Here is a 15,000-nt window from a genome sequence, read left to right as displayed (position 1 = left end):
CGGAACGGGTCCGCCCGCCGGCAAGTATCCCGATCAGTCCCGCTGCGGGGTATAGCCCTGCCATAGCCACAACAGGGCTTCGGGCAGGGTCTGCGCGATTGTCGGACCATCCACATGCCCCGCGTTGCGGGACAGGACAAACTGGTAGTCATATCCTTTTGTTGCCAGGACACGCGCCATGTTTTCACTGGCCAGCACCCAGTCATGCATGCCATCGGGCATGGCGGGTGCGGGATAGAACAGGTCCCGGTCGCCCGCGGCAAACCAGAACCGGACCGGCTTGCGCGCGGCATTGGGCACCAGCGCCGCCCCCGGCTGGCTGCCCGTGGCGGCAGGATTGCCCGCCCAGGGGGAATGATACTGCCATGCCCCGCCCGGCATGGCCGGATCATGCGGCCATTGCTGGTTGGTCAGCGTTGGGGAATAGGCCAGCACGCGGCGGTACAGGTCGGGATGGAACCACGCCATGCCAAAGGCCGCCCCCCCGCTGGAACTGACCCCCATCGTGGCCCTGCCATCGGGATCATGGGTCAGGCTGACACCTGCCTGCCGCTGGGCCAGGGGCAGCACCTCGCGTTCAACCCATTCGGCATAGGTGCCCGATACCGTGTCATATTCCAGCCCGCGTTCGCTGCCCTGCGCATCCTGCCCGCCCGCGCCGATGCCAATGGCGATGATGGGCGGCAGGCGATGGCTGTTGATCAGCGCGTCCAGTGCCGCGAACAGGTCGCGGCCGGGATAGAAACCATCTGCCCCGCCGTCGCCAAAAACAAGGAATGGCGCCTTGGTGCCGGGTTTGTACTGCGCGGGCACATAGACATCCACCTGCCGTATCCACGGGCCGGAATGGCTGCTGGTCAGGCGCAGATCGGACGGGTCGCCGGGGGCGGAACGGGCCGTATAGATCGCGCCGTTGGGGCAGCCATCCGGGTCATCGCGCACAATGCCGGAATTGAACAGGACGCTCTGGCCGGAATTCATGGTGAAGGAAACCACGCGCCCATGCGGCGCGGTGCGGGCTGCCGCGAATTCCGCAGCGGCCATATGGGTTGGCCCCAGCACGAAATTGCCATTGGCCGCCAATGGCGGGACGGTACCATCCGGCAGGTCGCGCGCCGCGGGGTAATGGGTATCATGCGGGTCGCGCCGGGGTATCTGGCCATCAGGCGCAAGCCCGGACAGGTCGATAAAGAACGGGGCCTGCGGGTGCGTGGTATTGGCGGCAGGTGGGGTGGGCACATGCACCGACTGGCAGCCGGCCATGGCAAGCGACTGCTTCATGACAAGGCAGGCCGTGCAAGCCAGAAGGGAAATGGAAAACCGTGCCCTGAAGCCTGTTGCCAACCGTCCGTATCCCGTTTCGTGCTGAAAATCGTCCATGCCCCAGTCAAACACGGGTCATGATCCATATCCACCCCCGGTTTCAGGGTTGTGCGTGCGGTATTCCGGGGTCGTGGCTGGCGGGAAACAGAGGCCCGGTACCGGCCGTATTCCCCTGTCTGCAGCATGATGACCGACACCATCCGCCGCACGGCCTGATGTATGTCATTGCAGCGTGTGACGGGTGGTCCCATATCAGGGATGATGTTTTTTTATACGATGCAGGAGAACACTGTTGGCGCGCAGGCCAGTCATGTCCCGGTTGCCTGGTGCATGCGGGGATGTCAGCGTGGCCAGCGACCGGTTGAATGATTTTTGTATTTACGTCCATTCCCCTGCATTTTAACTTATTAATCAATGCATACCCGGGACATTCTGCCTGATGTCCGATCATCGCCTCGGTGGTATATAAATACTGAACATAGGATAAATAACCATGCCAGTTGACCAGATGCGTAAGAACATGTCGGAGAACGCGGGTTTCATCGCGGCCCTGGACCAGAGCGGGGGATCAACACCGGGTGCGCTGCGGCATTACGGCATACCGGACAGCACCTACAGCACCGATGCCCAGATGTTCGCCCTGATGCACGAAATGCGGGTCAGGGTCATCACCGCCCCGGCCTTTACGGGCAAGAGCATCCTTGCCGCCATCCTGTTCGAGCAGACCATGAACGGGCTGGTCAGGGACACGCCCGTCCCCACCTACCTGTGGAAGGAAAAAGGGGTCGTTCCCTTCCTGAAGGTGGACAAGGGGCTGGAGGCCGAGGCGGGCGGCGTGCAGATGATGAAGCCCATCCCCAACCTTGAAGCCCTGCTGGACCAGGCCATCAGCAAGGGTATTTACGGCACGAAGGCGCGTTCGGTCATCCGCCTGGCCGAGCGCGAGGGCGTTGCCGCCATCGTGAAGCAGCAGTTCACCCTGGCCGAGCAGATTGCGGCCCGTGGCCTCGTGCCCATCATGGAACCCGAAGTGCTGATCAAAAGCCCGGACAAGGCGGGGGCGGAAACCCTGCTGCATGATGAACTGCACCGTGGGCTGGACGCCCTGCCCGGTGACTATCAGGTGATGATCAAGGTCTCGATCCCTGAAAAGGCCGATCTTTACCTTGACCTGATCAGGCACCCGCGCGTGCAGCGTGTCGTGGCGCTGTCCGGTGGGTATCCGCGTGATGAAGCGTGCCAGCGGCTGGCGAAGAACCATGGCATGATCGCCAGCTTCTCGCGCGCGCTGCTCGAAGACCTGCGCTACACCATGACGGATGCGGAATTTGACGCAGCCCTTGCAAAGTCCATCGCGCAGATCTTCAGGGCTTCAACGCAGAAGGCCTGATAATCCCTTCATGTCCCCTGCCATAAGGTGGGAGGACAGGATACATGACAGGCGGCTTCCGGCATCACGGAAGCCGTTTTGCATTTGTCCCCGGTTTCTTCCGTGGATCAGAAGAAAATTTTTGGTGAAGCTTTGTACAAAAAGCTTCAGGTACGTGGCCTGCCTGAAGCAAGGCGACACCCGGAAACTTCTGTAATTTTTATCGACGTTTTTTAAGCGACCTTCAATTTCCCTGTTGCGGGACAGGCATGATGCCGGGTTCGTGACATCGTGCCGGTGGCGAAAGCGGCTAGGCTGCTTCCTGATCTTCATGGACGAAACGTTACCATTTTCCACGGCTTATGGCCGGAAGGGCGTTCTGCGTTCCCCTGAAACACCATGAAAATGAAGGAAAGCATCATGCAGGCTGATACCCTTTTTTCGCTTGCGGGCAGGCGCGCCCTTGTCACCGGGGGATCGCGTGGCATCGGGCTGACCCTTGCGCGGGGGCTGGGCCGATTTGGGGCGAAAATCGTGCTGAACGGTCGCAATCCCGAACGGCTGGAGACGGCGCGTGCCATGCTGGAAAACGAAGGGCTGGATGTTGCAACCTCTCCGTTTGACGTAACCGATCAGGATGCCGTTATCGCGGGAATTGAAAAAATCGAACACGAGCAGGGGCCGATCGACATCCTGATCAACAATGCGGGCATCCAGCGCCGCGCGCCGCTGGATCAGTTCAGCCGGGCGGACTGGGATGCGCTGATCGCCACCAACCTCAACGCGGTTTTCTTTGTTGGTCAGGCGGTTGCGCGCCACATGCTGCCGCGTGGACGGGGCAAGATCATCAATATCTGCTCGGTCCAGAGCGAACTGGCCCGGCCCGGTATCGCGCCCTATACCGCGACCAAGGGGGCGGTCAAAAACCTGACCAAGGGCATGGCGACGGACTGGGCGCGGCATGGGCTACAGATCAATGGCCTCGCACCCGGTTACTTCAGGACGGAAATGAACGAAAAACTGGTGGCTGACAGGGAATTTACCCAGTGGCTGTGCCAGCGCACGCCCGCCGGGCGGTGGGGCGATGTGGAGGAACTGGTGGGTGCTGCGGTCTTTCTGTCGTCTGATGCATCCAGTTTTGTAAACGGGCATATCCTTATGGTTGATGGCGGTATGACTGCGTCCGTGTAGCGATGAAGCAGGTCGTCTGGAACTGATTGAGAAATAGAAACAAAAGTTTCCGGGTGCTGTCTTTTCTTCAAAAAGGCGGCGTTCTTTGAGGCTTTTTCATAATTTTAAGCGGCTGCTACAATGCCGTGCGATAGGGGGCGATGCCGCGCCCCTCATTATCAATATCGACACGGTGCCCGACCATTGGCAGCGCGCGGTGATGGCAGTTTTCGCGCGTGCAGGCCCGGCACCCCGGCCCGATGGGAATGATCATGCGCGGGTCATTCAGGTCCAGCCCGGCGGAATAGACCAGGTGCCGCGCATCCGCTATCGAACAGCCCAGAACCACAGCCGTAAGGCGCGGGCGGTCAAGGTAGGATATGCTGCTGCGCCCCACTGTCCGCGCTATGTTGAGGTAAAGCGCGCCATCGGTCGTCTGTGACAGCTGGACCTGCACCTGCTGGGGCGTGCTGAAGGCGCGGAAAATATTCCATAACGGGCAGGGACCGCCAAAACGGGACTGGGTGAAACGGTTCGCACTGAAGCTTTTGAGGATATTGCCCGCGATATCCGTCTTGAGGAAGTAGAAGGGAACGCCCTCGCTCCCGGGTCGCTGCATGGTGCTCAGCCGTTGGCAGGCCTGTTCGAAACTGACCCCGAAATGGCGCTGTAACTGTTCCAGGTCATGACGTACGTCACGGGCTGTTGCCCGGAAACGGTCATAGGGCAGAAGCAGTGCGCCCGCGAAATAATTGGTCAGATAGACGCGCGCCAGTCCCCGTGCCTCACTTTCACGCAGGCGGGAACGGCGGATCGTGCGGGCAAACACCCCTTGGTGTTCAAGCTGCCCCAGCGCCTGCGCCATCCAGAACGTGCTGCTTTCCGATGGGATGATGCGTGACAGGAACAGGGTGCGGTGCCGCCGGTCCATGCGCCACATCAGGCCCTTCTGCCCCAGGGCAAGGTCGATTTCGGTGCGGATGCCATGCTGGTCCAGAAGGTAGCGGGTCAGCTGTTCGCCCGGATTGCCCTCATCCAGCCGCATCCGCTCGGCCTGCCGTTCGGCCGTGCGGTCCACTTCATCAAAATAGTTGCGCTGGGCCTGTACCCAGTCATTGACGGCTTCGTAGGGTTCCACCCGGTCTGGCGCATCCCGCGCCCCGCCCTGTTGCGGCCGGTCGGGGCCGATCAGGGGGGCGGCTGTATGTTCCTGCCGCAAAAGATAGGCACGATAGAGCCGGATGAACTGCGCGCACAGATCGGGTGCGACGCGCATGGCGGCCTGAATGCTGTCCAGCCTTACGGCATCGGTATCGAATACCGGGTCGGCCATTATTTCACGTAATGTCTGTATGCCGCGCGTTTCTTCAGTATCGCTGAAATAATCCACGCCAACGGAAAAAACCTTGCACAGCGCATCAAGCAGGGTCAGCGGCAGGGGGCGGGTGTCGTGTTCGATCTGGTTCAGGTAACTGGCGGATATATCCAGCTTCCGGGCCAGTGCGCTCTGTGTCATGCCGATACGGGTGCGCTGGTGGCGGATGCGCGATCCGGTAAAGGTCTTGGTGGCGGGTTTTTTCATCTTTGCAATCTTTGCAATCCGCTTCGTGGTGTTCACTCTTTTAAACGGCAAAACGTCTTCCGTTTGCAACCGGGATTTGTCACAGTCCCCATCAACAAAAACAAGAGCCGTAAAGACGAACGCCAGGGTTGGGCAAGAATAAACATAATAACTGCCGTTTCAGGCACCCGATACCCCGGACCGATTCACGTGCAACACCGCCGTTGATTGACTGCAGCCCCCTGCATGGCGCTTCGCGCTGGCACTGAACGCCAAGGAACACGACCATGACCCATATGATGCATGATGACGTTTCCATTCTGTCGACCCCTGCCATGGGGCGGGCATTTCCGCAAATGGCGGCCCATGCGGTCCTTCAGGACATGCCGCTGTCGCCTGTACATGGACAGCGCATGCTGAACATTTCCGCCCTGTGTGTGGACCGCCATTTGGGGGACCATGCGGACGGACCGGCCATATCCCGGCAGGGAGCCGACGCGCAACCCGTATCCTATCGTGACCTGCATGAACGCGTTTGCCGCCTTGCCAATGCCCTGACGGACCAGGGGGTACAGCGTGGCGACAGGGTGGCGATCCATCTGCCCCTGATGGTGGAAAGCGTGGTGGCCGTTCTGGCATGCATCCGCATCGGTGCGGTGCATGTCGTGCTGCCACCCGCGCTGGGTGCGCCAGCGCTGAGCGAACGGCTGGCTGATTGCGGTGCGGTTGCCGTGCTGACAGCGGATGGAACCGGCGACAATACCGGCAGCCGCCCCCTGAAGGCCACGCTGGACAAAGCATTGAACGGGGCTGGATCCCGTAGCCAGGTCAGGCTGGTGCTGGTCGTCACGGCAGGGAATGCGGAAATCATGATGAAGCCGGGACGTGACCATCGCCATGATGCCGTCGTGGACTGGTACGAACCTGATTACCCGCCCGACACCATGTATGAAGATGACCCGCTGTTCCTGCTCTATCCCGCGGGCAGGACAGGCCGATGCCACGGCGTGACGTATACAGCAGGGGAGTATGGCCGTCTGACGTCCTATACAATGGGCATGCTGTCACCATCGGGCGACGCGGACATTCCCGGCATCCTGCTTGCAATGGCATGGAATACGGGACAGACCGCCCTGATCGTGGGGGTGCTGGCAAAAGGGGAGACCCTTACAATTCATGGGCATGCCCGTAAGGCTGCGACATTGGATACCTGATGGTGCCGGCAGGGCAGGGAAGCCTGTCCTGTCGGAAACGCAATATCTGCCAATAAAAGAATGGGAATGACCATGATGGAAAGGCTGCTTTAGAACAAATAAATGATAAAATAATAAAAGTTTTGGGGCTGTCATAGGTAAGGAGATTAAGTGAGGTCTCCGACCGTGATGTTAGCCCATTGAGCGAGGGTTTGCAGGCGTTTGCTGAGTGAGCGGTGATTGAAACGCCACTCACACTCGGCAGGGAAGAGATGGAAATCCTGCCGGAGAATTCCATTGGGCGCTGGCAGCGCAGGATTTCATCAAGGCACAGTTCAAGCGTATCCTGTGCCCTGATGCAGTATTCATTTGCAGTAACCACAGGTAAAGCCCGCCATAATACCGGGTGTGGGCATGTTTTCGATCAGGCAGCGTTTTTTATGTCAATGCGCGTTTTTATAAAGGGTCCTTGAAAAACCGGTCTGTATGGCATCATGCGGATCATGATAACGTTCTTGATGAAGGTTTTCCTGTTTGCCCCCATGGGTTTCAGCGATGCATCGCATGGCGCGCCGTAAAAAAACCGGTTGGGAAAATGCCAGGATGATACCGGGAAATGAAACGGTTATATGACGTCCTGCAGGAACGACACGCCTTGCAGGCGTCTTGGTGCTGAAAGCCATGACGGATTACATGGACAGTCCTGCCGGACCCGCAGCGGCCATTCACATGCGGTATGTTGTGGCCCAGCAGAAAATACGGTGTCCTGTCCTGCATTCCCTCTGGCCCATGCAGCGGATCCGGCGGCAGGATCTCCCGATGCGGACAGGAAATGGGGAATGGCCATTTTCCGCCATATGGGCTGACTACGTGCAGGCCTGCGGCCAACGACCATGGTGGCGCTGGCGATCAGGCAGGCCGGAAATAGGGATTGCCCTGAACTGACAGGTCAGGATGTTAGGAAATATTTCCCATAATCATGCCGAGTATTCGTTCTTTTTTTGCCGGCGATTGCGTCGTGATCTGTAAATGTCTGGATGCAGATTCCTACATTCCTGAATATACAACGAATATATGGAATATTTCCCGGTATGGTTACGGTATCGTAATTAATGTTATCCGGCTGCTGGCCTGTCTGATACTGTTTATTACATCATGCAATCTTACATTCCTGATCATGCGGCATAATATATTAAAGGTCGAATTAAAGGATATCATATTATGAAGCGTTCAATTCTTTTCGCACTGGCACTTGGCGCCTCCCTCCCGCTGGCAGCACATGCGCAGTCCGGTGACTGGAACCAGGGCGGTGAACAGGGCGAACATGGTGGTCGTGGTGGTCACGGTCATCATGGTGGTCGCCATGGCGGCGGCGAAGGCAACCGTGGCGGCCAGGGTGGCGATTTCCAGGGTGGTGGCGACCAGAACGGCGGCCAGGGTAATGAACGTGGCGGCGAAGGTCGTGGCGACCGGAACGGCGGCTTTGGTGGACAGGGTAACCGCGGTGGCGACAACCAGAATGGTGGCTGGGGCGAGCACGGCGGCGGCCGCGGTGGCGACAACCAGAATGGTGGCCGGGGTGAGCATGGCGGTGACCGCAACGGTGGCTGGAACCAGAACAACGGCTCCAACTGATCCACTTGCTACCCGAAAGGCCCGGCATATTGCCGGGCCTTTTTTTGTTACAGATGGGCACACTGATATCGTGCCCATGAAACGCAATGAAAAAGGGGACCAGGTCGTGCCATCAAGACGGGATTTCATGGCGGCCATGGGCCTTGGCGCCCTTGTGGCGCTGGGCGCGGGACCGGTACGTGCCGCCACGACCGGAAAGCCGGCGTTTCGTGCGGGCAGCGGGCGGGCCGATATCGTTTTTCCGCCCGGGCAGTTTCCCATTGATGGCTTTACCGGACAGCACGACCCGCTGGCCGTGCGCATCGTGTTGCTGGAAGACGGGACAATCCGGCTCGCCATTGTCGTGGTGGACCTGACATCCATTTTCGGTGATCTGATCACCGCGATCAAGGCCATCGTGACGGATGTTGCGGGTATTGCCGCCCCCAACATCATTGTCAGCGCCAGCCACACCTTTTCCGCGCCGCACATATTCGCGGCAGCGCAGACGCCGCCGGGCACGGATATACAGGCCAATGCCGCCGCATGGCAGGCGGTCATCCAGTCGGCACGGCAGGCCACGACGCGCGCCCATGCATCCATGCAGCCTGCACGTGTGGGTGCGGACGTGGGGACAAGCCGGGTCAGCGTGAACCGTGACGTGCAAACCCCATATGGCTGGTGGCTGGGCGCGGATGACGCGGGTGATACGGACCCGACCGTAAGCGTGCTGCGCATTGACCGGCTGGATGGCAGGCCGCTGGCGGTCATGATGAATTTTGCCGTGCAGTCCTCGGTCATGGATGGATCGGTCACCAGCACGGGCGGCAGGCTCATGACGGCGGACCTTGCCGGTGCGGCCATGCGATATGTCGAGGCACGGTACGGTCCCGACACGGCCGCCCTGTTCATGGTCGGGGCGGCGGGCGATCAGGCACCCTATCTTCAGGCGAACCGCCCCGTCGTCAATGCGGGCGGCAGGGCGGGCCGGATGGATATTCACGATGCCGGGTTCGCGATTGTTGACCTTCTGGGCGCACGCCTTGGCGCACAGGTCGTGGATGTGGCGGGGAAGATCCGGGCTACCGATATGCCGACACTCGACATCCGGCGTGAAAGCATACAGGTGGCGTCACAGGCGTTCTCGCCACGCACGGGCCGCGCCACGGGGCCGGTCACCACTTTTTCCTATACTGCCGGGCCACCGGTTTCGCTGCCTGTCGTGCTGGTCCGTATCGGTGACCTGGCGCTGGTGGGCGTGCAACCGGAACTGGCCGCAGCCCTTGGTGCCCGGATCCGCGCGCATTCGCCCTTTGCGCATACCATGGTGGCGACGATGGTTGATGGCGGGGCCAAATACATGCCCGATGTGCGCAGCTACGACCGCCATACCTACGAAGCGCGCAGTTCCCCCTTTGCCAGGGGGGCGGGGGAAGATGCCTGTGCCCGGATCGCGGCATTGCTGCAGCAGGCCCGGGCCGCCGCCCGCTAACGGCTGCCAGCGGACGTCGGGCGCGGGACCGTCCGGGTTGACACGGCCGCCCCGCACGATCAGAACCATGCCGACGGTTCCCCCTGCGGGGGGATGAAAAGGGAACGGGGTGCGGATTGCGATCCAATGCCCCGGCTGTCCCCGCAACTGTAAGCGGTCTGTCCTTGCATTACCGGATATCATGGTCCGGGCCACTGGAAACTGCGGTTTTCCGGGAAGGCTGTGCAGGATGTCACGCCGTGAGCCAGGAGACCTGCCGTCATGATGGTTGCGACCGGGAACTGTCGGGCGGGGTGTCCCGGCGGTGTGGCGTTACGGGTTTCCCTACGGATTGGAAACCGTGTGGCGGCACGCTCTCGTGGCAACGATGATGTGACCGCGAGACCTTAGTCCGATGACCCTTTTCCGTAATCTGCTGATTGCTTCCACCACATTGATGACAATGGGGGCGGCGGTAGCGCATGCTGATACCCCTGCCGGGCAGGACACAGCACAAAGGCAGCCTGCCAAGCAGTATGGGGTCAGGAACCAGAAAGCGAAAGCCGTTGTTTCACCCGGCGATACAGGCCTGCCTGAACTGATCAGCGTCAGTGCCGCCCGCCGGCCCACGGCGGCCGATGATATCGGCACCAGCATGACCATCATTACCGAACAGCAGATCCAGACCCAGCAGCGGCGCGGCCTGAGCGATATCCTTGCGCGCCAGCCGGGCCTGAACGTGGTGCAGACGGGTGGGGCGGGCGGCACGTCATCCATTTTCATGCGGGGCAATAACGCCAACGAGGTCAAGGTCCGCCTTGACGGGATGGACATAAACGACGGCAGTTCCTCGACCGGCATGTTTGATGCCGGGACATTCGTGACCGACGGCATGGGACGGATCGAAATCCTGCGCGGCCCGCAGAGCGGCCTGTACGGCGCGGACGCCATGGCAGGGGTCATCGACATCACCACGGCACAGGGGCAGGGACGCTTCAGGCCGTTCGTCCGGATCGAAGGCGGTGGCTACGGCACGTTCAACCAGACATTCGGTGCGCGGGGCAGCAAAGGGCGTTTTCATTACAATGTTGAATTCTCCCACTACCGCATGGACGGGTTCCATAACATTCCGTCCTATATCGAACGCCATTATGGCGCGGACCAGCAGCAGCGCCATGAAGGCAACCGCAATGACAACCGTGGCGTCAATATCCGGCTGGGTTATGATGTCACCCGCAATTTCGACCTGGGGCTTACGGCGCGGCTGATACAGGACAACAATCATTCCTATTCGGTGTATGACCTGCAAAGCGAAAATCTGTACGGTGACAGGGGTGTGCGCGAACAGACCACCCAGAACGCGGCCATCGTGCGCGGCACGGCGCATCTGGTGTCCTTCCACGGCCTGTTCGATCAGGTGCTTGGCCTTGGTTACATGACCAACCGTAATCGCTGGACGGAAACGGGCACAAGCTATGGCAGCCCGCTCAATCCCGACCCTGACTATTACCGTTCCAGCCGGCTGAAGGTGGACTGGCACGGCACGTTCAATTTCCGGCAGTATGGTCAGTTGCTGGTCGGGGCCGAACATTTCCATGACATGTTCAACACCAGCCATACAGCCGCCGATATCTGGGACAGTGGGTACAATACCACTGCCAGCATGGATACGACCGCGGGTTACGGGCAGTATCAGGGCAACTGGCGCCATATCCTGTACGGCGCGGCCAATATCCGTTATGACGCCAATTCGCGTTATGGCAACCACGTGACATGGCGCGTGGCGCCCGCGATCCATGTGCCGGGCACGGGGACCATCATCAAGGCCAGCGCCGGTTCGGGCTTCCATGGCCCGTCGCTGTACCAGCTGTTCGCAAGCCAGGTGGGCACAGGGTATTCCGAAAAGGGCAACCCGGACCTGAAGGCCGAACAGCTGATCGGCTATGACGCGGGCGTGGAGCAGAAACTGCTGCATGACCACCTGAATTTTGGCGCGACATGGTATGACAACAGGGTCAGGAACCTGATCCAGTCCTCGCTTTCGATTGATTCGTCATATGACTACAATTATTCCTACGCCAATGTGGCGAAGGCGCGGATGTATGGCGTGGAAGCCTTCGTGAACTGGAAGGCGCTGCGCAGTCTGGAATTCAATCTCAGCTACACCTGGACCCATGCGCGCGATGCGACGAACCACAACGAACTGCAGCAGCGTCCGCAGCATAAATTCAATTTCAACACGACATGGACCCCCATCCGCGACCTGACCTTTTCAGGCAATATCCTCTATACCAGCGGCTGGCGCGACCTGCCGGTCATCGGCAGCGAGACATGCAGCACCTGTGCCAAGGGGCATGGGTATTTCACCATCGACGTGGCCGCCAATTACAGGATCAACCGCTATGTGTCCGTCTATGCCCGCGCCGATAACCTGCTGGACCGCCAGTTCGAGGAGCCGATCGGCTACCTGCAGCCCGGTCGCGCCGGTTATGGCGGTTTCATGCTGAATTACTGACATGAAGCGGGTAATGGCGGGCATTGTCGCGGGCCTTCTTGCCTGTGCCCCGATGGCCCGGGCACAGCCCCTGCCGCGCGTGGTGTCGCTGAATGTCTGCACCGACCAGTTATTGCTGCTGCTGGCCGGACCGGGGCAGATCGTGGGCGTCACGCCGCTTGCGCGCGACTGCTGGAATGCCGTGCTGTGTGAACAGGCGCGGCATGTGCCGATCCTGCGTCCCACGGCGGAAAATGTCGTGGCGTCCCACCCTGATGTCGTGCTGGGCGAAAGCTATACGGCGGCCGTCGCCATTCAGGCGGCGCGCGAGCGGGGCGCGCGGGTTGTCGTCCTGCCCCCGGCACAGGCGCTGGCGGATATTCCCGGTCAGATCATGGCGGTGGCGAACGCCATTGGCGCGGGCGTGCGGGGACACGCGCTGGCTGCGGATTTCGCCAGCCGCCTTGCCGCCCTGTCCACCGTGCCCGATCCCACCGGCCCGACGGCCGCGATCTATGCCGCCAATGGTTTCGTCAGCCGCGCGGGGTCATTGCCCGATGATGTCCTGAGCCATGCGGGCCTGCGCAATCATGCAACCGTCATGGACCGGCAGGGGACGGCCCGCTTTTCCATGGAAGTCCTGATCGCGCGCCCGCCCGACCTGCTGGTGCTGGACCGTTCGGGGCAGGGCACGTCGCTTGCCCAGTCCATGCTGGACCATCCGGCGCTGAAACGGGCCTTTGCCGGGCCGCACCATCTGGATCTGCCCGCACGGCTGTGGTTGTGTGGCCTGCCGCAGACACTGGACAGTGTCGCCATGCTACGTGCCGCCCGCGATAGACTGGGGACCATCCGGTGAAACCTGCCCCTAATGCCCTGTTACTGAACATCATGCTGCTGGCCGGAGTGGTGGGGCTGTCCTGCGCGTCGCTCATGTGGGGGGAAACCCGCGTCATGTTCGCACACGCGTTGGCGGACCTGCTGGCGGGGCGGGAGAGCGCAGGCGCGATCATTGTCGGGCAGCTGCGCCTGCCGCGCACGCTTCTTGCCGTCATGGTAGGGGGGACGCTGGGCCTGTCGGGGGCAGTGTTGCAGGGGTACCTGCGCAACCCGCTGGCTGATCCCGGCATTCTGGGGGTATCGGGCGGGGCGGCACTTGGGGCGGTCAGCGTGTTCTATACCGGCCTCATGCAGGTTTCCATTGCGGCCCTGCCGCTGGGTGGGCTGACGGGGGCGCTGTGTGCCGTGGCCGTGCTGATGGGGCTGGTGGGGCGCGGCGGCACGCTGGTGCTGCTGCTGGCGGGTGCGGCGCTAAGCAGCTTTGCCGCGGCCCTGACGGCGCTGGTGCTGAACCTTGTACCCAGCCCGTATGCATCATTCGAGATCATGCATTGGCTCATGGGGTCGCTGACGGACCGGACCTTTACCCATGTCTGGATCTGTCTGCCGGGTGTGGTGTGCGGCACGCTGCTCATGCTGTCGGCAGGGCGCGCGCTGGATGCGCTGACATTGGGCGAGGACGTGGCCGAAAGCCTTGGCTTCCGCCTGCACGGGATACGGGGCATCCAGACACGGATCGTGCTGGGGGCGGCAGTGGCCGTGGGGTCTTGCGTGGCGGTGTCGGGCGCGATCGGTTTTGTGGGGCTGGTAGTGCCGCACCTGCTGCGGCCGCTTACGGGGTACCAGCCATCGCGGCTGCTTGTGCCGTCCTTTCTGGGGGGAAGCATGCTGTTGCTGGCGGCGGATATGGTGGTGCGTGCGGTTACGGTCGGGCCTGAACTGCAGCTTGGCGTATTGACGGCGCTGGTTGGCGCGCCGGTTTTCCTTGCCCGCGTCATCATGCTGAAAAGAACAATGCCATGACCCTTCTGCGGGCATGCGGCGTCTCGCTCAGGCGCGGGGACCGAATGGTTGTTTCCGCCGCGTCGCTTACGCTGGCGCGGGGGCGGGTGATCGGCCTGATCGGGCCGAACGGGGCGGGGAAAAGCACGTTCATGCGCATGCTGGCGGGGCTGCAGCCCCCTGATTGCGGGCATGTCACGCTGCTGGGCGATGACATGAGCCGGATCAGCCCGACATTACGCGCCCGGCAGCTTGCCTTCGTGCCACAGGATGGCGGGACGCCACCCCCCATGCCCGTGTGCGCGCTGGTGGCACTGGGCCGTCTGCCGCATGGGCAGGTCAATGCACATGCCGCCCATCACCCGGCGGTGGCGTATGCCCTGGGCGCCACCGGCCTGCTGGACCTGTGCGCGCGCCCGGCCAGCCACCTGTCCGGCGGGGAACGGGCGCGCATGAACCTGGCCCGCGCACTGGCCACCGATGCGCCGGTCATACTGGCCGATGAACCGATCGCGGCACTCGACCCGGCGCATGCCCTGTCTATGATGCAGCTTTTCCGCCAGCAGGCGGGGCAGGGGAAGGGCATTGTCGTCGTACTGCACGACCTGGTGCTGGCAACCCGGTTCTGTGATGAACTGGTACTGATGGACAAGGGCGCCGTCATCCGTTATGGCCCGGCCACGCAGGTGCTGGATGATGACCTCATGCGCACGGTTTACGGGGTCACGGCCCGGCGGGTGGACGGGGCCGTCCTGCCATGGGCACTGTGCCGCTGATCGTGCATGATTTCCCAGTGGCCATTACCCGCGCGCGATCCTGTGCGCCTTTGCCTTATTCCCGCGCAACGCAACCGTACGACCATAAAAAAAGCCGGGGCACCATTCCGATGCCCCGGCTTTTTCTGGATATGGCTCCCGCCCTTATAGACTGTTTGAAAAGTCAGTTCATGACAGTGCTTTAAAA

The 15,000-nt window shown here is 61.3% G+C and carries 13 protein-coding genes and 1 riboswitch; of the genes, 9 read left to right on the top strand and 4 right to left on the bottom strand.

Going from position 1 to position 15,000, the window contains the following annotated elements:
* Positions 1–33: 33 nt before the first annotated feature.
* Positions 34–1,395: an alpha/beta hydrolase gene (locus AC1RQ9_RS07840; RefSeq protein WP_485986311.1), complete on the bottom strand. Its 1,362-nt coding sequence runs from the start codon at positions 1,393–1,395 to the stop codon at positions 34–36.
* Positions 1,396–1,816: 421 nt separating this feature from the next.
* Here AC1RQ9_RS07840 and AC1RQ9_RS07835 point away from each other — a divergent pair, with 421 nt between their 5' ends.
* Positions 1,817–2,713 carry a fructose bisphosphate aldolase gene (locus AC1RQ9_RS07835; RefSeq protein ID WP_485986310.1) on the top strand — a complete coding sequence of 299 codons (897 nt, stop codon included), beginning with the start codon at positions 1,817–1,819 and terminating at the stop codon, positions 2,711–2,713.
* On the opposite strand, the gene AC1RQ9_RS07830 is transcribed toward AC1RQ9_RS07835, so the two are convergent.
* Positions 2,696–3,025, bottom strand: coding sequence for a hypothetical protein (locus AC1RQ9_RS07830; RefSeq protein WP_485986309.1), 330 nt, complete (start codon positions 3,023–3,025; stop codon positions 2,696–2,698). The two genes, AC1RQ9_RS07835 and AC1RQ9_RS07830, sit on opposite strands and share 18 nt — an antisense overlap.
* A gap of 87 nt (positions 3,026–3,112) precedes the next feature.
* Here AC1RQ9_RS07830 and AC1RQ9_RS07825 point away from each other — a divergent pair, with 87 nt between their 5' ends.
* Complete coding sequence (locus AC1RQ9_RS07825) at positions 3,113–3,883, top strand: SDR family oxidoreductase (RefSeq protein WP_485986308.1); 771 nt, start codon at positions 3,113–3,115, stop codon at positions 3,881–3,883.
* A gap of 115 nt (positions 3,884–3,998) precedes the next feature.
* On the opposite strand, the gene AC1RQ9_RS07820 is transcribed toward AC1RQ9_RS07825, so the two are convergent.
* The gene (locus AC1RQ9_RS07820) at positions 3,999–5,444 is read right to left on the bottom strand and encodes a helix-turn-helix domain-containing protein (protein WP_193731713.1); all 1,446 of its coding nucleotides are present in this window, start codon (positions 5,442–5,444) and stop codon (positions 3,999–4,001) included.
* Between the two features lie 266 nt (positions 5,445–5,710).
* Here AC1RQ9_RS07820 and AC1RQ9_RS07815 point away from each other — a divergent pair, with 266 nt between their 5' ends.
* Positions 5,711–6,637: an AMP-binding protein gene (locus AC1RQ9_RS07815; protein WP_485986306.1), complete on the top strand. Its 927-nt coding sequence runs from the start codon at positions 5,711–5,713 to the stop codon at positions 6,635–6,637.
* Positions 6,638–7,059: 422 nt separating this feature from the next.
* On the opposite strand, the gene AC1RQ9_RS07810 is transcribed toward AC1RQ9_RS07815, so the two are convergent.
* Entirely contained in the window at positions 7,060–7,299 is a 240-nt protein-coding gene (locus AC1RQ9_RS07810; protein WP_485986305.1) for a hypothetical protein, read from the bottom strand.
* 538 nt (positions 7,300–7,837) lie between these two features.
* Here AC1RQ9_RS07810 and AC1RQ9_RS07805 point away from each other — a divergent pair.
* The 6 genes from AC1RQ9_RS07805 to AC1RQ9_RS07780 all read left to right on the top strand — a co-directional run bounded on the left by AC1RQ9_RS07805 (position 7,838) and on the right by AC1RQ9_RS07780 (position 14,813).
* Positions 7,838–8,251, top strand: a complete 414-nt coding sequence (locus AC1RQ9_RS07805) for a hypothetical protein (RefSeq protein WP_485986304.1) — start codon at positions 7,838–7,840, stop codon at positions 8,249–8,251.
* 76 nt (positions 8,252–8,327) lie between these two features.
* Positions 8,328–9,722: a neutral/alkaline non-lysosomal ceramidase N-terminal domain-containing protein gene (locus AC1RQ9_RS07800; protein ID WP_485986303.1), complete on the top strand. Its 1,395-nt coding sequence runs from the start codon at positions 8,328–8,330 to the stop codon at positions 9,720–9,722.
* Positions 9,723–9,779: 57 nt separating this feature from the next.
* A riboswitch (cobalamin riboswitch) is annotated at positions 9,780–9,997 on the top strand.
* A gap of 119 nt (positions 9,998–10,116) precedes the next feature.
* On the top strand, positions 10,117–12,216 hold the full coding sequence (locus tag AC1RQ9_RS07795) for a TonB-dependent receptor plug domain-containing protein (protein ID WP_485986302.1): 2,100 nt from the start codon (positions 10,117–10,119) through the stop codon (positions 12,214–12,216).
* Positions 12,217–12,229: 13 nt separating this feature from the next.
* Positions 12,230–13,054, top strand: a complete 825-nt coding sequence (locus tag AC1RQ9_RS07790; RefSeq protein WP_485986363.1) for an ABC transporter substrate-binding protein — start codon at positions 12,230–12,232, stop codon at positions 13,052–13,054.
* Between the two features lie 32 nt (positions 13,055–13,086).
* Positions 13,087–14,058: a FecCD family ABC transporter permease gene (locus AC1RQ9_RS07785; protein ID WP_485986362.1), complete on the top strand. Its 972-nt coding sequence runs from the start codon at positions 13,087–13,089 to the stop codon at positions 14,056–14,058.
* A complete protein-coding gene (locus AC1RQ9_RS07780; protein ID WP_485986301.1) occupies positions 14,055–14,813 on the top strand; it encodes an ABC transporter ATP-binding protein in 759 nt (252 codons plus the stop codon). Before AC1RQ9_RS07785 ends, AC1RQ9_RS07780 begins: the two co-directional genes overlap by 4 nt.
* The last annotated feature ends 187 nt before the right edge of the window (positions 14,814–15,000 follow it).

This window comes from Komagataeibacter ossonobensis (assembly GCF_057359305.1).
Note: the sequence above shows the minus strand (reverse complement) of the source record. Positions and strands in the feature narration are given on the sequence as shown.